Origin of the sequence: Dyadobacter sp. Leaf189 (genome assembly GCF_001424405.1) — a bacterium.
Lineage (GTDB): Bacteria > Bacteroidota > Bacteroidia > Cytophagales > Spirosomataceae > Dyadobacter.
The window spans coordinates 1308549-1328497 of sequence record NZ_LMPS01000001.1; the positions used below are offsets into that span (position 1 = coordinate 1308549).

21 protein-coding genes are annotated in these 19949 nt (G+C 45.7%); 8 read left to right on the forward strand and 13 right to left on the reverse strand.

All coding sequences use genetic code 11. The annotated features are described in order from the left end of the window. Window positions 1-463 precede the first annotated feature (463 nt). The 5 genes from ASG33_RS05545 to rplU all read right to left on the reverse strand — a co-directional run bounded on the left by ASG33_RS05545 (window position 464) and on the right by rplU (window position 4117). Window positions 464-1510 (reverse strand): ferredoxin--NADP reductase, encoded by a 1047-nt coding sequence (locus tag ASG33_RS05545; protein ID WP_056281195.1) that lies wholly within the window; start codon window positions 1508-1510, stop codon window positions 464-466. Between the two features lies 1 nt (window position 1511). Next, window positions 1512-2627: a hypothetical protein gene (locus ASG33_RS05550; RefSeq protein ID WP_056281197.1), complete on the reverse strand. Its 1116-nt coding sequence runs from the start codon at window positions 2625-2627 to the stop codon at window positions 1512-1514. Between the two features lie 77 nt (window positions 2628-2704). Beyond that, entirely contained in the window at window positions 2705-3301 is a 597-nt protein-coding gene (locus ASG33_RS05555) for a NifU family protein (RefSeq protein WP_056281199.1), read from the reverse strand. Window positions 3302-3440: 139 nt separating this feature from the next. Next, window positions 3441-3731: a 50S ribosomal protein L27 gene (gene rpmA, locus ASG33_RS05560; protein ID WP_031525912.1), complete on the reverse strand. Its 291-nt coding sequence runs from the start codon at window positions 3729-3731 to the stop codon at window positions 3441-3443. A 74-nt stretch (window positions 3732-3805) separates the two neighbouring features. After that, on the reverse strand, window positions 3806-4117 hold the full coding sequence (gene rplU, locus ASG33_RS05565; RefSeq protein ID WP_056281202.1) for a 50S ribosomal protein L21: 312 nt from the start codon (window positions 4115-4117) through the stop codon (window positions 3806-3808). Between the two features lie 352 nt (window positions 4118-4469). Between rplU and ASG33_RS05570 the strand changes: the two genes are divergently transcribed. The 7 genes from ASG33_RS05570 to ASG33_RS05600 all read left to right on the forward strand — a co-directional run bounded on the left by ASG33_RS05570 (window position 4470) and on the right by ASG33_RS05600 (window position 10024). Further along, a complete protein-coding gene (locus ASG33_RS05570) occupies window positions 4470-5123 on the forward strand; it encodes a thioredoxin family protein (protein ID WP_056281203.1) in 654 nt (217 codons plus the stop codon). A 19-nt stretch (window positions 5124-5142) separates the two neighbouring features. Then, window positions 5143-6051, forward strand: coding sequence for an SMP-30/gluconolactonase/LRE family protein (locus ASG33_RS05575; protein ID WP_056281205.1), 909 nt, complete (start codon window positions 5143-5145; stop codon window positions 6049-6051). A gap of 110 nt (window positions 6052-6161) precedes the next feature. After that, complete coding sequence (locus ASG33_RS05580; protein WP_157474582.1) at window positions 6162-6839, forward strand: DUF1361 domain-containing protein; 678 nt, start codon at window positions 6162-6164, stop codon at window positions 6837-6839. Continuing rightward, window positions 6814-7188: a diacylglycerol kinase family protein gene (locus ASG33_RS05585; RefSeq protein ID WP_056281208.1), complete on the forward strand. Its 375-nt coding sequence runs from the start codon at window positions 6814-6816 to the stop codon at window positions 7186-7188. Before ASG33_RS05580 ends, ASG33_RS05585 begins: the two co-directional genes overlap by 26 nt. A 36-nt stretch (window positions 7189-7224) precedes the next feature. Beyond that, window positions 7225-8340, forward strand: coding sequence for a hypothetical protein (locus ASG33_RS26195; RefSeq protein WP_056281210.1), 1116 nt, complete (start codon window positions 7225-7227; stop codon window positions 8338-8340). Window positions 8341-8360: 20 nt separating this feature from the next. After that, window positions 8361-8657, forward strand: coding sequence for a transcriptional regulator (locus tag ASG33_RS05595; RefSeq protein ID WP_056281212.1), 297 nt, complete (start codon window positions 8361-8363; stop codon window positions 8655-8657). 281 nt (window positions 8658-8938) lie between these two features. Next, entirely contained in the window at window positions 8939-10024 is a 1086-nt protein-coding gene (locus ASG33_RS05600) for a hypothetical protein (protein ID WP_056281214.1), read from the forward strand. A 71-nt stretch (window positions 10025-10095) separates the two neighbouring features. Here the strand turns inward: ASG33_RS05600 and ASG33_RS05605 are convergent, their stop codons facing one another. Further along, on the reverse strand, window positions 10096-10596 hold the full coding sequence (locus tag ASG33_RS05605; RefSeq protein WP_056281215.1) for a DUF2911 domain-containing protein: 501 nt from the start codon (window positions 10594-10596) through the stop codon (window positions 10096-10098). 186 nt (window positions 10597-10782) lie between these two features. Between ASG33_RS05605 and recG the strand changes: the two genes are divergently transcribed. Continuing rightward, the gene (recG, locus tag ASG33_RS05610; protein ID WP_056281217.1) at window positions 10783-12903 is read left to right on the forward strand and encodes an ATP-dependent DNA helicase RecG; all 2121 of its coding nucleotides are present in this window, start codon (window positions 10783-10785) and stop codon (window positions 12901-12903) included. A gap of 3 nt (window positions 12904-12906) precedes the next feature. On the opposite strand, the gene ASG33_RS05615 is transcribed toward recG, so the two are convergent. From ASG33_RS05615 to ASG33_RS05645, 7 genes are all read right to left on the reverse strand, one after another. Continuing rightward, entirely contained in the window at window positions 12907-14250 is a 1344-nt protein-coding gene (locus ASG33_RS05615; RefSeq protein ID WP_056281219.1) for an FGGY-family carbohydrate kinase, read from the reverse strand. 126 nt (window positions 14251-14376) lie between these two features. Further along, window positions 14377-15072: a GDSL-type esterase/lipase family protein gene (locus ASG33_RS05620; RefSeq protein ID WP_056281221.1), complete on the reverse strand. Its 696-nt coding sequence runs from the start codon at window positions 15070-15072 to the stop codon at window positions 14377-14379. A 76-nt stretch (window positions 15073-15148) separates the two neighbouring features. Beyond that, a complete protein-coding gene (locus tag ASG33_RS05625) occupies window positions 15149-15844 on the reverse strand; it encodes a hypothetical protein (RefSeq protein WP_056281222.1) in 696 nt (231 codons plus the stop codon). Window positions 15845-15849: 5 nt separating this feature from the next. After that, window positions 15850-16530, reverse strand: a complete 681-nt coding sequence (locus ASG33_RS05630) for a hypothetical protein (protein WP_056281224.1) — start codon at window positions 16528-16530, stop codon at window positions 15850-15852. Window positions 16531-16780: 250 nt separating this feature from the next. Then, a complete protein-coding gene (locus ASG33_RS05635) occupies window positions 16781-18091 on the reverse strand; it encodes a TolC family protein (RefSeq protein ID WP_056281226.1) in 1311 nt (436 codons plus the stop codon). 15 nt (window positions 18092-18106) lie between these two features. Continuing rightward, window positions 18107-18769: an ABC transporter ATP-binding protein gene (locus ASG33_RS05640; RefSeq protein ID WP_056281229.1), complete on the reverse strand. Its 663-nt coding sequence runs from the start codon at window positions 18767-18769 to the stop codon at window positions 18107-18109. 274 nt (window positions 18770-19043) lie between these two features. Beyond that, complete coding sequence (locus tag ASG33_RS05645) at window positions 19044-19949, reverse strand: winged helix-turn-helix domain-containing protein (protein WP_056281231.1); 906 nt, start codon at window positions 19947-19949, stop codon at window positions 19044-19046.

Genomic DNA, 19949 nt, shown 5'->3' on the forward strand with positions numbered 1-19949 from the left:
TTCAGGAACAGGATCACTGGCTGATTGGCTGATTAATAATTACTTTTCGAATCTTTTTTATAACAAAACAGGGAATGTGGAATTTACAAGCTAAATTTATGTGCTGGATCCAATTATGCAGTTGTCAAATCGTGTACGATAACGATGGTCACTTTTTATTGCGTGTTCGTGCACTTTTTCACAATTTCGCTTTGTAAATCTAATTTTACGATTAATTTTGTAATCAGTTAATCAAGTAGAAGATTATTCGTCATTTTCGAAGTTTAACATCTCTGATTAATGTCCATTCGAACAATACGTTTAAGAACTAAATAGCATTTGACGTTCCTTGCTCTTATACCTGAAATCCGCCTTTAACCTTTTCTATATTTCCTAAATTTTAATAATTCCTAAGTTTAAGACCCACTTATCCTAAATCCTGAGAAAGCGTAAGTCCGCCCGACTTGCGCTTTCTCATTATGGGTCAGGGAATTTCGATAGTTACATTGTCGCTGTCGACGTAGGCCGAGCACGTCAGGACCCAGCCTTCCGCTAAATCCTTATCCGTCAGAACTTCATTTACGCTCATGTGGACAGAGCCCGTCTTGCAAATGCCTGCGCAGGTAGAGCAGCGGCCGCCTTTGCAGCTATATGGAAGGCGAATACCCTCGGCGAGCGCGGCATCTAGCACGGTTGTATGCGCGGGTACATGGAGGTGGTACAATTTTTCGCGGAAATTGAGCACAATGTTATGCGGGTATGATTCAGGCGGGGGAGAGGGCGCGGAAGTGATCACGAAGTTCTCTTTTCTGATCTGATCTTTGGAAAACCCCATAAAATGGAGTGTGATCTCCGATGAGCGCATCAGATCAAATGGTCCGCAAATAAAAAAGCGCGCGTCTGCGGGACTGTATTTTAGCGACTTATTTACAAGCTGTTCCAGCCGCGTGTTGTTGATCCTTCCCCGGATCCCGTTCCATTCATCGGTAGGTTGACTATGAATGTGAATAGCGCGGAAACGCTCCTGGTATTTGCTTTCAAGGTCAAGTATCTGCTGCCAAAATAGGGTGGTTTTTATATTACGGCTTGCGTAAATAAGCGTTACGTGCAGCTGTGGACCCTCGCTGAGGGTTTGTTTCAAAATAGAAAACAAGGGTGTAATTCCGCTTCCCGCGCCAATCAGTACAATGTCGCGCTCGCCGGAAATACTTTCTTCAAGCACAAACCTCCCGGAGGGAAACAGGGTAGTGAAAATGTCACCTTCCTGAACATGATCAATCCAGAAACGCGAGATTTCGCCATTGGGTACGCGCTTGACGGTAATGGAAGGATAAGTGTCCACATCAGGCGCCGAGCTCATGGAGTAGGAGCGCCGTACTTCGTGACCGTGCATTTCGATCAGGAAGGTCAGGAACTGGCCAGCTTTGTAGACAAGCGGCTTTCCATCTGTTCTTTCGAAAACAAAGGTTTTTGCATCGTCAGCCTCTTTGATAATCTGCCTGACCTTTATGGATATCGTCGAATCTGACATGTTACTTTTTCAATTGGTTTGACACGTCGGCGGCAGTATTTTCAACCTGCGCCCACAGCATTTCGTACTCCGCCAGCAAAGTCCACGAATGCGCTTCACATACCCATTTCATGTGGAAGAGCGGAGATATAGACAGTTTATAAAGCAGCGGATTCTCATAGGCGGTGAGAAGGCCGGCAATGAAAAAGCCGAATCCTTCAAAATGTTTCGCGCTGAATTGCTCAACCGGGATACGTTTTGTGGCTACACCAAGCCGCATGAGAGAAATGGATAGCAAAACCCAGTCCATATCGTGCAGGGAAGTGGTGAGCAGCTGTTGCGTATCGGCTATCAACTTGATCCTGACAGATTCAAGTGCAGCAGGTTCGAATGCAGCTATCAGACGCGCCACGTGGTAAATGATCAGCGGAGTCCGCGGGTACTGGTGTGCGCAGCGAAAGGGGACTTTGATGTACCGATCGGTTGCTATTACTGAGCGAATGTATTCCAGACTGGCGTGGTCGTGTTCATTGAGCGGCAGCCCGTATTGATGGATACAGTAGAGCATGTTGCTCAACACACACACATCGAACTCTACATACATATTCTTACCAAACCAGGTGGAATAGGCTTTCAGGTTCCGGTACTCGGGGTAAGTATTCCTGATCCACAATTTGTATCCATTGGAATGTATCGCCAGCTTTTCTTTCAACCAGGCAAGTTCCTCCCGCGTCGGATTACTTGTCAAGTAGATGAAAGCAGTGTCATCTATGTCGTCGGGAATGCGGAAATGCTCGAAGCGGCGGAAAATGTAACCGTTCGGGAAGTGTTTAGAAGGTTTCGTTTTCCAGAAATTGTAGGTTTTCAGTCCGTCTTTATTTCTGAAATCGGGATAGTTGGCAATGATCTTTTCACAAATACGATCGATCTGCGCCGCGGTTTCTCCGGTAACGTGCCTGCGAATGGATTGCAGTGTAAAGCAGATAATGGCTGAGAAGAATATCGTTGTATCCTGCCGTTTGTAGCCGATCAGCGGGTTAATCCGCTGCGCGGGAAAAATCCCTGCTGGAAAATAGTTGTCTCCCGTGGATTGCAGTTTTTCAATCTCTGTAATAAATCGATGCAGCGGCTGCTTCATGTCCTGAAACTAACAAAACATTAAAAAAAAAGAAACCCTGCCTCACGACAGGGTTTCCAAAAGAAATCGGGAAAAGCTTAAACGCCTTCTGCAACTACTTCTTTTACATCGGGTACCATTCTGGTCAGCAAGTTTTCAATGCCTGCTTTCAATGTCAATGTAGAAGACGGGCAGCCGCTGCACGAGCCTTGCAGCAATACTTTCACAGTGCCTGATTCTTCATTGAATGAATGGAAGTTGATCGCTCCACCGTCTGACTCCACTGCCGGCCTCACGTACTGGTCTAGCGCTGCTTTGATTTTCTGCACGGTGTCCGAATCGCGGGAATCTACGATCAGGGTATTTTTATCAATAGTTTGCTGTTCAAAAACAGGGTGGTTTTCTTCGAAATATATTTTAATGAATTGCTTGGTATCTCTCAACACATCTTCCCATGCAATGTTGTCATCTTTCGTAATTGTGACGAAGTTACTGGCAATAAATACGCGCTTTACGTGCGGAAACTGAAACAGGTCGGACGCAAGCGGAGAAGCTTTTCCTTCTTCAAGGGCGGCCTGAAGGGAAGGGTAGTCAAAAGAAAGCCCGTCGGGTACCAGCTCGAAGTTCAGTACAAACTTCATTGAATTCGGGTTGGGGCTTAATTCGGTATATACAAAAACTGGACGTGTAAGCATGTCAGTAGAATGATTGGAAATAGGTTGTACTCAATTCAAACAAGCAAAGCGTGCTTTTGGTTTTCCATTGGGTTGTTGTAAAAGAAAAAACCCGTAAGGTGCGGGACCTGACGGGTTTTTTAAGAGCATTAACTAAAAACTAAGCTTCTGCAGTAGCAGTAGTTTCAGCAGCAACTGCGATCGGCTCGATGTGAACGTAAGATCTGTTTTCACGTGTTTTGCGAAAAACAACATTACCATCAACCAATGCAAACAAAGTATGGTCACGACCGATACCTACGTTTTTGCCAGGATTGTGTTTGGTACCACGCTGACGAACAAGGATATTTCCTGCTTTGGCAACCTGACCACCGAATAATTTTACTCCAAGACGCTTGCTTTCCGATTCACGTCCGTTTTTCGAGCTACCTACACCTTTCTTATGTGCCATGATATCTTAACTATTAGTTGTTATTTCCTGATTGAATAAAACTCCGGCTTCGATTTCTGTTGCCGGAAGCTGCATTAAGCTACGATCTCGTCGATGCTGATTTTGGTCAGATATTGACGGTGACCGTTTTTAACGCGGTAGCCTTTACGTCTTTTTTTCTTGAAGACGATCACTTTCTCACCTTTAAGGTGTTCAAGGACAGTTGCCTTTACAGAAGCGCCTGCTACTGTAGGTAGTCCAACCGATACTGTGCCTCCGTTGTCAACGAGAAGGACTTTGTCAAATACAAGTGCAGCGTTCACGTCACCTTCAAGCCTATGCGTGAAGATTTCGCGACCCTTTTCAACTTTAAATTGCTGACCTGCGATTTCTACGATTGCGTACATGTTAATAAATTAAGTAAGCTGTTTCAAAATGAGGTGCAAAGATAAACAGCTAAACACAGAATGACAATATTTTAGCAATATTATTGAGCCCGGATAGGGGTACCTGCGTATATTATTTGTTCGTTGAATAGGGAAACCGCTGTATTGGTTGTCTTTTGTTACATTTACCTGTGCAGCCAGCAACAAAGCAGGTCCCGGAATGCGCCTGCAAAAAGGCTTTTATAAGATTGCATGACGCCCGAACGTTTTGTTTCTGTGGCACTTGCCGGTCTTTAACAAAAATTAACAGTACTGATTGTTACTTTTCCACGGGAATTCCGTCTCAATAGAGAATGCATTTAAATTCGACATTATGAAAATTGGTTTATGGATTTCCCTGGTGCTATGTACGGGATTGTCGTTCTCATCTCACGGCGAAGATCGGCGCGGGCGGGAAGCGGCTGTCTATGAGCAAGGCCAAGGCGGGTACCAGATCGGCGATGCGGTAGCAGGTTTTCAGCTCAAAAACACGAACGGGAATACGGTATCCCTGAATGATTATGGTAATGCAAAAGGTCTGATCGTCGTATTTACAAGCAATCATTGTCCATTTGCCAAAGCTTACGAAGACCGGATTATAGCGCTTAACAGCAAGTTTTCGGGTCAGGGATTTCCTGTTGTAGCAATCAATCCAAGCGATCCCGGTACGCATCCTGATGATACTTTTGAAAAAATGAAAGAACGGGCATTGTCCAAGAATTACGGATATCCCTACCTGTCAGACCAGGCCCAGCAGGTATCCCGGGCTTTTGGCGCAGCCAGGACACCGCAGGTTTTTGTAGTACAAAAAAGCGGTTCAAAGTTTATTGTACGCTATATTGGCATGATCGACGACAATCCGCAGGATCCAGGCTGGGTTACAAAGCTGTATGTTGAAGACGCCGTGAACAACCTGCTTGGCGGGAAGCCCGTGGTAACTACCATCACAAAACCCGTAGGTTGTCCGATCAAATGGAAAAACCAGTAAAATCATTGCATTCATCCCGATGAACAAACGTATCCTTCTCTTCGCGACCGTTTTCTTATTATTTGTTCAGATTGCCTGGGCACAAACCAAAAGCAAGAAATTTTCGAGCGAAGGCGAGTTTACCAGTAATTGCGAAGGCCCTGCTGTGGACGATGAAGGCAATGTATATGCTGTAAACTTTGCACGTGACGGTACGATCGCGATCATGAATGGAAAAGGCAATGCAAGCTTTTTTGTGACTTTGCCGAAAGGAAGTACCGGCAATGGTATCCGGTTTGGGGATAAAAACACATTCTACGTGGCCGACTTCACCGGGCACAACATCCTGAAAGTGGACCTGATCACGAAGAATATTTCGGTTTTTGCCAATGAACCGAAGATGAACCAGCCTAATGATCTTGCGATTACCGCGTCGGGAAACATTTTTTGTTCAGATCCGAACTGGAAAGAAGGTACAGGGCAGATCTGGCACGTTTCCCCAGATGGAAAGGTGAAACTCGCGGCGGAGAATATGGGTACCACCAATGGAATAGACGTGAGCCCCGACGAAAAGAAATTGTATGTCAATGAGAGTGTACAGCGCAATGTATGGGTATTTGACCTGGCTGCTGACGGTACGCTAAGCAATAAAAAGCTGCTGTATCATTTCGAAGATGGAGGAATGGACGGTATGCGCTGCGATGTGAATGGGAATCTCTACATCGCGCGGCACGGAAAAGGCGAGGTAGCGATCCTCTCACCAGAAGGCAAGATCATTCAAACAGTTACTACGATCGGGAAAAAGGTCTCCAACATCTGCTTTGGTGGCCGTAATGGAAAAACCTGCTACATCACATTGCAGGACCGCGGCTGTCTGGAAACTTTCAAAGCGCCCACAGCCGGTAGGGAATGGGCGATGATGAAAGCATTTGCCAAAAACAACAAGTAGCAACTCCTTAGTTTTTCATTAAAAATTCTTAATCATAATTGTCAGCTGGTATTTTGTAACTTACTTTGCAGCTCAAAGTACTTTTCAATTTTATCATCAAAATTATGATAATGGAAATTCTAGCAGGCTATTTACAGCGTAACCAGAAAATTGCATTGATCGCATTCGTGTCGGCTGCGGCAATGAGCTTATTGTTGTTTCGGATTTTGCTGCACGACTGGGATTTTGTCTTCCTGTCCTGGAACCTGTTTCTGGCCTGGGTACCCCTGATTTTTATTAAATGGGTGGACGAAATGGAAGCGCAGCGCCGGGCTCCTTTTGGTCTGCTGATGTGCTACCTTCTTGTCTGGTTGCTGTTCTTTCCTAATGCACCTTACATTATCACGGACCTGAAACATTTGCGCGGGATCGGCGACAATATCATCTGGTACGACTCACTGATGATCTTTACTTTCTCGGTCGCGGGATTTTTAGCCGGGCTCTACAGTATCCGCATTGTACACCGTATTATCAATGCACGCTGGAATGAGGCACTGGCCTGGACTGTGATCCTGTTTTCGATGATACTGAGCGGATTCGGTGTATTTCTTGGCCGCTACGGTCGTTGGAACAGCTGGGATATTCTGACAAAACCAGTGTCTTTGTTAAGGGGTATTTTTGAAAGTATGCAAAATCCACTGGCTATAAAACACACCATCACGTTTTCGTTCGTGCTGATGTTATTGTACTTTGCGTTCCACATTTTCGCAGAACTAAAACAAAATGAAGGGACCCATCGATATCCGTAAGGCACTGCGCAGTTTTACCTTCGCCGGTGTCGGGATCTTCAACCTATTCCGGTACGAAAACAACGCCAGAATCCATTTGATTGCCTGTCTCGCCGTAGTCGCTGCCGGAGTGGGATTCCAGATTTCAGCCACGGAATGGATGATCCTTGTCATTCAGATTGCCCTGGTTTGGGCGGCAGAAGCATTTAATACTGCGCTTGAAAAGCTGGCTGATCTCGTGTCACCCGGCTATCACCCGGTGATCAAAGTAGTAAAAGATACTGCGGCTGCCGGTGTGCTGATCCTCGCTATTTCGGCGGTGATCGTGGGCGCCATCATATTTTTCCCAAAACTCCTTGTATTGCTCTGATTTGTACTACTCGCATTTATTAATGTAAATATATTTATGAACTCCAACCAGGATTCCCTGCACACGCTGACCGAGATCCGCGATTTAATGGAGCGCTCGTCAAAGTTCCTTTCGCTCAGCGGGCTGAGCGGTGTATTCGCTGGCTTGTTTGCATTGATTGGTGCCGCAGCGGCTTATTTAAGATATAAAACAGATTGGTTTGAAGAAATCCTGAGTCCCTTCGGCGCTTACCATGGACCTTCGGGAAAGCCGCTGATCGGCTTTTTGTTCGTCGACGGACTTCTGGTTTTGATCCTGTCGCTGGCAGTCGGTATCCTGCTGACGGTGCGGAAAGGACGAAAAAAAGGGTTGACAGTCTGGAACAGCAGCTCCCGCCGTTTGCTGGTCAGTATGCTGATCCCGCTCGGTACCGGAGGCGTATTTTGCCTGGCGATGCTGCATTACGGCTTTATCTGGCTGGTTTTTCCGGCAACATTACTCTTTTACGGGCTGGCTTTGGTGAATGCGAGCAGGTTCACTTACCCGGAGCTTTTCTACCTGGGAATGCTGGAAATTACAATCGGCTGCATTGCGCTCTTTATGACGGGTTATTCACTGCTTTTCTGGGCTTTCGGGTTTGGAGTACTTCATATTATCTACGGACTTACGATGCACAATCGTTATGACCGGGACAAGAGCAAAACCGGCAATACAGCTGCAAAAGGCTTGATCGTGGTGTTAATGCTGCTGTTTTCTGCCAAAAGCAATGGGCAGGTGGCGCCGGATAGTACCATCAAACAAGCTATTAAGTGGTATGACAAGGAGACGATCTATTTGCGCGGCGCTAACAGCTACGTCAAGGATAATGTCGTTTATTCGGGTCAGCGTGCATTGAAAAGGGAGTTTTTAGTGTCGACTCGCGGATTTGATCTTTATATGAGATCGCGGCGTACACGAACTATCGGTCTGGTGATTTCGGTTGCAGGTTCAGCGGGGTCCATTATTTCCCTGATTTCAGGAAACCGGGACAACCTGCGGACATTTTTTTGGGTTTCGGTTGGAACAGGTCTTGTTTCGGCCGGCCTCACAGGCAGAGCTAATAACCTGCGTGATGAAGCAGTTTGGGTAAGAAATCGCGATGCGATGCGCTTTATGCAACCCATTGTAGAGTAATTTGATGGGAGGCGAACAAAATGGAATGGTTAGAGAAATTCAATAAGGTATTTGAAAGTAAGATCAGGCTGGGATTAATGTCAGTGCTGGTGGTGAATGATGCTGTCAGCTTCAACGAGCTGAAAGAGCTTCTGCAGCTGACAGACGGGAATCTGGCGTCGCATTTGAAAGCTTTGGAGGAAATCAAATATGTTGAGGTTCAAAAACAGTTCGCCGGCAGAAAACCTTTAACAACCTACAAAGCCACCGAACTGGGGCACAAAGAATTCACCGAACATTTGCAGGTACTTGAAAACATGATCAAGGCGAATTTGTAGAAGGAGGAAAGGGAGGAAGGAGAAAAGGGAGGAACAACAAAAAACCGGAAGCTGGCTCACCCAACTCCCGGTTTTTTTATTATAGAGATATTACCTCAGAACTTTACAGGTACTGAAAACCCTTCTTTGTCCCACTGGAAATCAACAGATTTGTCGGTTACAATTTATTCTGCCGTAACATCTTTCATCTCTGCCATTGGATAATTGCTTACTGCCTTGAAAATCATGTTAAACTAACTTGATACAAGAGTTTGTTTTGTTCACTTAATCCCGGTAACACAATGGAGAAAGTTAAACCATATTACTTTGCTGAGTTTCAATTATTAGCTTTTGTAGTGGTTTTTATTCTTGCAATTTCTTGCAAGCATGAGATACCTATCGCTAGCGAGGCGTCAGCAGGCAGCATAGATTGCCATGAGAACCCCATCGATAGTACAGTTGCATATGACTCAGTAAACGTGCTTATCGCAGGAGCAATAAATGTTTCTAATAACAAATGGAACGCATGCTTTTGGAAGAATGACTCTATGCAGGTTTTAGAATCGAATCATTCTATTGCAAATGATATTCTCACGGCAGATGATAAGATCATCATCGGTGGAGAGTATGAAGATAAGCCGTGCTTTTGGATAAATGGAAATTTAGAGATCCTAGATCACTTGCATGATGGCAAAGTGAAGGCAGTTGGATATCATCAGGGAAAAATTTACATGGTTGGTCAAATCTATGAAGATGGTTCATATCCGAGACCATTTATATGGAAGGATGGAAAAGTAAGCTATTTGTCTCAAGGCAGAGGTTATGCAAGCGACATTGCATTCAGCGGAAAAGATATTTATGTCTCAGGGATGGATTCTGATAAAGCTTGTTATTGGAAGAACGGAGTGAAAGTAGAGCTCTCAGAAACTCTGGGACACGGGTATGCGATTGAGGTAAGGGGAGCCGACGTTTATGTCGGAGGAGAATATCGACCCACAAACGGAGGATATTTTATTGCTGGATATTGGAAGAATGGAAAGTTTGTTTCACCACAGGGTAATTCGGTTTACGTATGGAATTTGGGGATAAATGGAGGGCAAATTGTCTTGGTTGGAAATCAAGTACTCTTTGGCAATAGTGTTGTCGAGAATGCCATTTGTATCAGAGGGAATGACAAGGCTAATCTAAAAACAGAAGAAAATGTCTCTTCTGGTGCTATTGACATCACGTTCAACGGAAAAGACGAATATGTGTTGGGTACAAACAACAGAACCGCTGGTTCGAAACAGGTATCTCACCCCTGCTATTGGGTAAATGATAAACTTCATGATATTCCCTCCCCATTAACAGCCATAGCGTCAGCTATTTTCCTGGAACCTGCATTGTAAACAAACAATAATAAAAAAAACCGGAAGCTGGCACACCCAACTCCCGGTTTTTTTATTTTAGGGATATTACCTCAGAACTTTACAGGTACTGAAAACCCTTCTTTGTCCCACTGGAAATCAACAGATTTGTCGGTTACAGTAAAGGTCAGCTTCTCGGCTGATGTTGGGTATTTTTTGGCAGGTACAGAGACTTTCAAAACATCTTTTTCTTTGTTTTTCTCATATTCATAAGCACCTGACTGGCCAAGTACACTGTTCAAAATCACTGTCCATTGCTTCTCGCCAGGGATTGTGAACAAGCTGTAAGTTCCGGCTTTTACATCTTTACCACCAAACTTGCCATCTTTTTTGAAGGTAATTTCGGTAGACGCATTTGCACCGGTTCTCCAAATCTTGTCATATTTTTCAAGGCTCTCGCTACCTTCTTTTCCAAACAGCACACGTCCTTTTTTAGACGGTTGTCCATACGCAACGCTGACATTCTTGCCTTCGGCTGTTACGCGCGGGCTTTGTGCGGAAGCCCATGTGAATGCAACCAGGGAGAAGAAAAGCGCTAAAAATGATTTTTTCATAAAAACGAAAATTAGTTAAACAAAATAGGTGATTGGGAAACTTAAATTTCACGAAGTAATGAATTCAAAAGTTGTTAATCAAGTGGCTATGCGCCAATCGCAGCGATACGTGACCACATTAACGTTGATTAACATATCGGAAAACCAAAAACAGTGGTTTTAGCGATTTCACACTATATTTGAAAAATGACATTTGATACAAATCCATCTGTAAGAACCCGCTTTTTCGATACCAAAATCGAATTCCTGAGAGGAGTAGGGCCGCAAAAGGCAGCTTTGCTCAATCAGGAACTGAGCATTTTTACATTTGGCGACCTGATCCAGCATTATCCTTTCCGCCACGAAGACCGCACCGTTTTTCATCAGATTTCAAGTCTGAACGAACAAATGCCCGCTGCCCAGATCAAAGGCAGGCTCAGGGAAATGACGACGGTAGGTGAGGGTGGCAAAAAGCGGTTAGTAGCTTACTTTTCAGATGGTACCGGCATCATGGAGCTGGTGTGGTTCCAGAGCATCAACTGGTACGAAAAAAGCCTGCGTCCCAATGCCGAATACATTGTCTACGGTAAGCCGGTGCTTTTTGGCGGCAGGTGGAACATCACGCATCCTGATATTGAGATGCTCACTCAGGAGAATGAACGGGGCGGGTTTTGGCAGCCGATCTATCCACTGACTGAAAAGCTGAGGAGGAAATTTGTCGACAGCAGGGCGATCAGCAAAATGATGCGCAGCCTGCTCGAAATATCCCGGGCCCATATCAGGGAAACACTTCCTGAAACACTTACACAGAAGTACAGGCTTATCTCAAAAGCCGATGCACTCTGGCATTTTCATTTGCCCGATAGCCAGAAGTCGCTTCACCAGGCACAAAGGCGGCTTAAATTCGAAGAGCTGTTTTATAATCAGTTCAGGCTGATCAAGAACAAGCTTTTACATAAAACGGAATACCCGGGGCTGGTGTTTTCAAAAACGCATTTAGTCAAAGAATTTTACGAGCATTTTCTTCCTTTTCAGCTTACCAATGCACAAATCCGGGTTTTGCACGAGATCCGTGAAGACCTGAATACAGGTAAGCAGATGAACCGGCTTTTACAGGGTGACGTAGGTTCGGGTAAAACGATTGTGGCCTTTATCAGTATGCTTTTCGCATTGGATAATGAGGCGCAGGCCTGCCTCATGGCACCGACGGAGATTCTGGCAGACCAGCATTACCAGGGTTTGAAAAAGTTTGCCGACCTGCTCGGCGTGAACATTGGCAAGCTGACGGGCTCTACGAAAAAAAAGGAACGCGAAATCATACATAAGCAGCTGCTCGACGGTACCATGCAGATCATCGTCGGCACGCACGCACTGATTGAAGATATTGTACAGTTCAGGAACCTGGGATTGTGCATTATCGATGAGCAGCATCGGTTCGGGGTTGCGCAACGTGCTAAGTTGTGGGCAAAAAACAGCCGCATTAATCCGCATATGCTCGTGATGACAGCCACGCCGATTCCGCGAACGCTGGCAATGACGCTCTACGGAGATCTCGACATTTCCGCAATCAATGAACTGCCAGCCGGCAGGAAGCCCATTAAAACAGTACACCGCTACGACGCGCACCGACTATCCGTATTCGGTTTTTTGAAAGAGGAAATTGCGAAAGGACGGCAGGTTTATATGGTTTACCCGCTGATCGAAGAGTCTGAAAAAATGGACTTGAAAGATTTAATGGATGGGTACGAAAGTGTGTCGCGCGCGTTCCCGGATGTGCCGCTGAGTATTTTGCATGGTAAAATGAAAGCGCAGGACAAAGATTTCGAAATGGGACGGTTTGTTCGGAACGAAACCAAGATCATGGTCGCTACCACGGTGATCGAAGTTGGGGTCAATGTGCCGAATGCGTCGGTTATGGTGATTGAAAATGCGGAGCGATTTGGTTTGTCCCAATTGCACCAGCTACGCGGCAGGGTAGGGCGCGGTGCCGAACAATCCTATTGCATTCTCATCACGGATTACAAGATTTCGAAAGATACCAAGCTGCGCATTGAAACCATGTGCCGCACCAATGACGGTTTTGAAATTGCGGAAGTGGATTTGCAACTACGGGGGCCGGGGGATATTTCAGGAACGCAACAAAGCGGACTTGTGGATTTACTGGTGGCGAACCTCGCGCAGGATGGCGAGATTCTGAAAGCAGCGCGCCAGTCTGCAGAGGAGATCCTGGAAAAAGATCCGGATCTTTTGGAAGCTGTCAATCAGCCGATCCGGCTACATTTGGCAAATCTCCGGAAAGAGGAAACCAACTGGAGCCGGATCAGCTAACGATCAAAGTACTATCTCCCTTATTTCTTCTATAAAATCAAATGTCTGCGGACGCGTAACGTGCAGGGCAGCTCCGAGCGAAGTTGCGTAAGGCAGGTCTGTCGCGTAGACTTTATGATTAGAATAGTGACGTGCTATCAGTTTGGTGAAAATTTCATTGCGAGCAAAGCCACCATCGATATAAATAGCCTGCACATCATTGACCGCAATCAGATCCAGCGAAACAAACAGCAGTTCGGTTAATCCTTTGATCAGGTGATGATAGGCGATTTCAGCCGAAGAGAATGCACTTACCTGCCATTCCTGTGTATTTGGCTCAGGAAACGGACCATTTCCGGTCATGCATGCTGAATAGAATTTCGGAGTATCCAGGTCAAGATAAGCTTCATTGAACGCTACCCGTTTGTAAAAATCAGGTTCAACCCGGAAGTAATCCGCAATGCGTGCAACCTGGAAATCGTGCTCACGTCCCATAAACAAACGCGATGCAGTAACCCCGCTTCCTTCCGGTGTGAGGTAATTCATACAATCACGTTCAAGCTGGTAAGAGGTAAGCGGCTTGGATGCAAAAGAGTTGAAATTAATGCACCAGGTACCAGTTGAAAGCAGCACAAATGGTTTTTTAACGGCCATTCTGTACGGTATCAATGCAGAGGAACTGTCGTGCAGACCGAATCCCGATTGTACACCCTTGTCGCCGTGACGGTAAATGAAAGACGATGAAGCGAGTACCGGAGCCAGCTTTTTGTGAATGCCTTCTTCCTTCACCCACTCGTGATAATCCCACATTTCGAAGCTCCAAAGCGCAGTATGGCAGCCCAGGGAAGTATAATCGCTCACTTTGCGACCAGTGAGCAGGTACAAAATGTATTGGGGCAGGTGCAGCGTAGTAGCTATCTGCTTGTAAATGTCAGGTTTGGTATGTTTAAGCCAGTACAGCTGCATTCCCGAGTTCAGCATGCCCATTGCAGGTGAACCGGTTTGAAGCGAAATCCTCGTCGGATCGCCATAGGTGCTGTAAAACTGCCTTAACAGATCCTCAGGAAACGGTTTCAGATAAGAGTAAAGCGGGGTAAGTGGCTTATTGGCAGCGTCCAGGTGAACGAGGCTCGCTCCGTAAGCAGCTACATTAACAGCCTTGATATCGTATTCGGGATTGGCCAGCAGCTCGTTCCATCGGTCCTGGACCCACTTGGTCAGCAGCTCGCAGTCCTCGGTAGGAAACCCGTCCTCGTCGGTCGTCTCCGGCAACGACTCGGAGAATTCTTTAACGATATCGTACTTTTCATTGAAGAGCACATACTTTTTATTAGTCCTTCCAATGTCAAAAACCGCTGTTACTTTCATTAGCTAATGTTGTATCACTTTTTACCCGGAAATGTATTTTTTCGGTTAATATAGTGACTTTACGTTAAAACCTATACCCTTATTCTTTGTTTGTAAAATCTTGTTAATTGGCCCAATTTCACGTTATCAGGATGTTTTTTCAAGAATAGGTCTAAAAACCCTGGTCCACCTGCGGTAGCCTTCTTCATTCATGTGGAGACTGTCGCCAAGGAAAATGCTTCCATCGGGACGGCCATCTTTCAGCATAACCGGCCACACATCAATGTATTTGTGGTTCTTGTCGGATTTGATAAAATCCTGAATCAGCCGGTTGGCTTTGATAACATCCTCTTTTCTGTCCCAGCGCGAGGGAGAAGGTTTCAGAGATACGCCGTAAATGAGTACGTCAGGCTGTTTGTCACGGATTGTCTTTGTGAGTGTCACATACGCGTCACGTACCTGCTCGGGTGTTTTCTTCTTTTTACCAAACATATCGTTCTCACAATAGATCACCACGGTTTTCGGCTTGTATTTGGTAATGGTACGGTCGGCATAATGGATTACTTCCGGCAATGTGGAGCCGCCAAACCCGCGGTTAATGATCGGAAGCGGCGCGAGGTCCTGTGCCGCCGACTGCCACTTTGTAAATGAGGAGCTACCCGTAAATACTATTCCGCCGGGGGCAGGCATTTTTTCAGCATCCTTTTTCTCGAAATTCAGGATTGAACTTTCGGATCTGTCAACCTTATAATCAGGCTCCCAGGGAGCATCGAGGCTATTGTAATTGGGCTTGTGGCAGGCGGTCAGTCCGGCAATAAAAAGTAACAGGAAGTATTTTTTCATTCTAACTAAAAAGTGGATATGCCCAAAAAAGGCACATCCACCGCGTTTTTAATGTATATGGTGCAATTATCTTTTATTATTTCAAACCATAAAAATACCGCAAACCCAGTCCGATACTTCCTGATGAAATGTTCGGCGAAAAGAAATAATTAATTCCGTGTCCTTCGTATTTGACATTTTCCCCGTTGGGGTATTTATTCTGAAAATATTCGGTGGTCGTAAATCCATAACTAATACTGATCGGATTCAGGAATGCAAAGCCGCCTTCAACTGCCCATTTGGGCGATAACCGCCAAATTACCCCCGCACTGATGCCGGCACTTAAATTGATTGAATTGATCTTGCTTTCATAAACCAGCTCATTATTGTTGACCGCATTGTTGGTTTTGAACTGATACCCGAGATTCAACGCAGGTCGGGCGTATAAAGCAAATTTTTCACCCACCGACTTGTAAAACTCAGCAAAGCGCTCAACTCCTAAGCTGAGCTCCCCTAAAGTGTTGGGATCTGGTTTGTAGTAGCTGTTGCTCTGAATATTCAAAGAGTGTGTCAGGCCCCAGCCGGTTGCCCGATTGTCTTTGGTAAATTTGCCCAAAGAGATATTGATATAATGATTATAGGCATTTGTATTGGGCTCGCTGCCTTTTTGCCTCACATTATTGAGGTTGTTATAAAACGACCCGCTGATAAACGATTCGCCTGCCTGAAACTGTGCCGTTGCAATATGGTTCAATAAAACCAGCAGCAGGAATGTAAGTATGGAATTTCTCATGGCTCTCAGTTTTTAGGGAAGATATATTTGGCGACGCGGAGAGTAATTACATTGGGGAATGCCGTAGCAATACCGGTATTAAGTGTAAATACGCTGGGAGCGTCATTTTTGAAAGGAACATAATTAGCATTCAGAGAGAGGATATCTGCATAACCTTCGATGGCCCAGCCATTTTTCTTCGAAACATAGGCAATACCCGGTTTGATACTCACTCCGTATTGCCAGAAATCCCTGTACTCGTTAACCGGCGTGCTGCCCTGGATATTAGTAGTTCTGATCCACTGATATTGAGGACCAAGCTCACCGTGCAGGAACACCGACCAGTTGCTGCTTCCCAGCGATTTGTACTGGCGGATAAAGGGCAGTAACGCAATGCCCTGAGAGAGTTGGCTGTTCGCAAGATCGTTTTCGTCGTATTTTGTGCGGTTATAAGTTACATTATACCGTACGCCCAGTCCCATCATGGTCCGGTCCCCGATCATTTTTCCAAACTGGATTTCCGGCGCAATGGTGTGTCGCCGGGTCCTCGCAGAATTAAGAGGATCAGCGGGTTCTTCACTCCTTGAAGTTTCCCCGTCGAAACTGATCGTACCGCCGAGATAACAGGCCCCTTTCTGTATTTGTCCAAAAGCATTCCCGACCAGGAACCAGGTTCCGAGCAAGGCAAATAGAAGAAGTTTTCTCATGACTGTCGTTGTTAGTTTGACGAGGGCAATATACATAGCATTAAGTCACCTGAGAATTATTTAATTTATTTTAACTATAAGACAAAAAAAGAGGCCGCCCCAGCAGGACAACCTCTTAAAAATTACCGATACCAAATTTAACCTAACAAGAACATTGGGGGAACATCGGCTGTCGGCAATCGGCTGCCGGCTTTTACTTTGCAACTTCATCGCAAGCCGAAGTATGACAGCCGACGGCCGAAGTCTCCCCTTAAAATACCCCTTCCCAGTTTCCCTGGCGATAATATTGTAACAGTCTTTGCTGCATTAAGAAATCATATTTTGCCTGGATCGCATTGGCCTGAGCTTTTCCCAGGTTTGCTTTTGCGAGTGTATATTCATAGCTGTTGGCAATGCCCGCATTCAGCTTGCTTTCTACTACCGCAAAGCTGGCTGTGAGCGACTCTACCTGATCGCGGGCTGCTGCGTATTTGTCCGCCAGCGCATCCAAATTAAGTACAGCCTGCTCGATCGCTTGTCTGAGCTGCTGGTTGGTTACATCCAGCGTATTCTGCGCAAGCCGCTCCTGGACTTTGGCGAACTCCACACGTGGCCGGGTTACCCAGCGACCCATAATCGGAATGTTCAGACTGAGCATCAACGACCCGTTTCGGGTAGAGTTCAGCTGGTTCAGATAATCCAGTTTCCGGTTACTGGTCGCGTAAAATGCTCTCATATTTGCGCTCAAACTAAGCGATGGATAATTAGCCGCTTTAATCGATTTGACTTGATATTTGAAGCTTTCCCTGTACAGCTCCGCACTTTTTATTTCAGGAAAAATTCTCTGGGCACTTTCATAAAGCGCCAGTGCATCCTCTTTTCGCTGCAAAGTGTCTTTAGGAGCGAGTATTTCAAATTGGATTTTATCGTCAGGCGTGATGTTCATCCGCTGGAAAAGCGACAGCCGGGCAGTACGGTAATTGTTCAATGCGGTAATCTGCGCGAATTTATCATTGGAAAGCTGCGCCTTGATCTCGTAGAGCAGATTAGCACCCACCGTACCTGCATTCACCTGCTTCGAAACACGATCCACCTGCTGTTCAGAGGACAGTACCTGCTGTGTTGCCGCGTCGAGCAATGCATTGGTGGCGAGTACATTTACATATCCCTGCATTAAAAGGATAGTCTGTGCATTCAGCACCGCAGTACGGTTTTCCATCGCCGATTCTTTCAGCAAAACACCCTGACGGATCTGGTTCTGTAATTTGAAACCCTGAAAAACGGGTATTGAAAAGCCGGTTCCAATCGCATTCAGACCATAAACCTCATCTATATACGCATTGGTATACTGGTCGATGCTCCGGCCCATATTAAAGCTTTGATCGGCGCCAATGTAAATCTGCGGTAAGATCTGCGACCTCGTTTGCCGCAGCTGTGCCTGCGCTGATTCGGATTGCAGGTTGCCCTGCTGGTAAATCAGGTTGTTCTTGATCAGCAGATCGACGCAATCTGCCAGGCTAAGGGTATCCTGGGCCTGGCTGAACAGAGGCAGCAGGCAAATAAGTAGAAGAATACGTTTCATGGCTAATAGGTATTTTTAGGCTAACCAGCCGTCTTTCAGGCGGACGACGCGATTGCCGTATCCCGCATTTGTTTCTGAATGAGTTACTTGTACAATTGTTACTTTGTCTTCCTGGTTGAGTTTTTGAAACAACTCCATTATTTCTATTGACTGTTCCGAATGCAGGTTTCCGGTCGGTTCGTCGGCAAAAATCACCTTTGGGTTATGAACAATCGCTCTGGCAACGCCCACCAGCTGCTGCTGGCCTCCCGATAACTGGTGTGGGAAAAGGTCTTTTTTAGCTACCATATTGAACCTGTCCAGCAATTCGGCCACCCGGCTTTTCCGCTCCGAAGAAGAAGTGCCTTTGTAGAGAAGCGGCGTTTCGATGTTTTCATAGACCGTAAGCTCGTCGATCAAATGGTAAGCCTGGAACACGAAGCCAATGTGGTGGCGGTGCAATTCCGTGCGCTTCTTTTCTGACAATTTCTGAACAGGCTCGTCGAGGAAAAGGTATTCTCCTTCCGAAGGCTCTTCGAGCAAGCCCAGGATATGTAAGAGGGTAGATTTCCCCGAACCCGACGGGCCCATAATGGAAACAAACTCACCTTCTTTTATATGTAAATCGATGTGACGCAAAACGTAAGTCTTGCCAAATCCTGCCGGGTAGTACTTTGATATCTTTTCTAACTTAATCATAAAAAATGTTGGGTTTGAGATTCAGGTTGTAATTACGGACAAGCGTTTTTAAAAACAAATCCAGAACCATCGTCTCTTATACCAATGCTATTTTAAAAAGCCTTGCCAAAGTAGTATTAAGCTGATATATAGTGATTTGAGATTGATATAATGCATTTGATCGTTCAAAAACGTACAAATGTGTACGGTATCGGACGACCAAAACTACTGTTGTAAAATGGGTAGGGTAGCTTCCCGCGTGGCGATTCAGAAGTGTGATTTTCAGGACATAATGTCAGGAATGGATTTCCATTTTGTAGCCGACGCCGTGAATGGCGGTAATTTTTACAGCCGGATCGGCAGCCAGCAATTTGCGCAGCCGGGATACAAAAACGTCGACGCTCCGGCTTACGATAATGCCTTCATCTTCCCACACCGCTTTTAGGATAAAGTCCCTTTCCAACACTTGATTGCTGTTTTTTACAAAAAGACCAAGCAGCTTCGCTTCCCGGTAAGTAAGCTGATTTTTTACATTGCCGCACATGAGTACCTGATTCGGACTATTCAGTGACGAGTTCCCGAAATGGAGTTCAGAAGCAGCCAATGGAGTTATTTCTGTTTTGGTCAAATGCGTTTTCTGCTGGTTCCTTTTCCAGAAAAACAAACCGATCCCGGCAAGGCCGCATACAAATGGCAAGATCCATAAACGGCGATCGGAATTAGCGGTCGCAAGCTGTGGCTGGGGCTCAAAACTGATCTGAAGTGTAAAACAACCATTTTCGTCAGCCCTGTCTTCGCAGGCTACCCCACCTTTCTGACTGAGATCCTGAAAGTTATAACCGAGCTGCAACTCGCTTGTCTCGCAGTTAAAAACCATCACATTGTACCCACGATCAATGTTCTGGATTTGTAAAGATTGCTGCATCAGCGCGGGTAACTTTTCATAGTCACCCAGATTTTCAATGCGCACGGAGAAGGTGTTTGCATCAATTTGTTTGACAGCCGGAATCTTTGTTACTGAATCACCCGTTGCCAGGAGCAAATGGTGCGCGGTCCGCCTTAATGCGAGATTTACCTTTTCAGCAAAACGGACTGTTTCATTGTTTGCAGAAACAGTTTGAAACGCCGGCAACAAAGCGAGCAATGCTGCAAAGCAGAGCAGTGTGAATGAAAAAGCAGATTTGTTGCCGGTGTCTGTCAT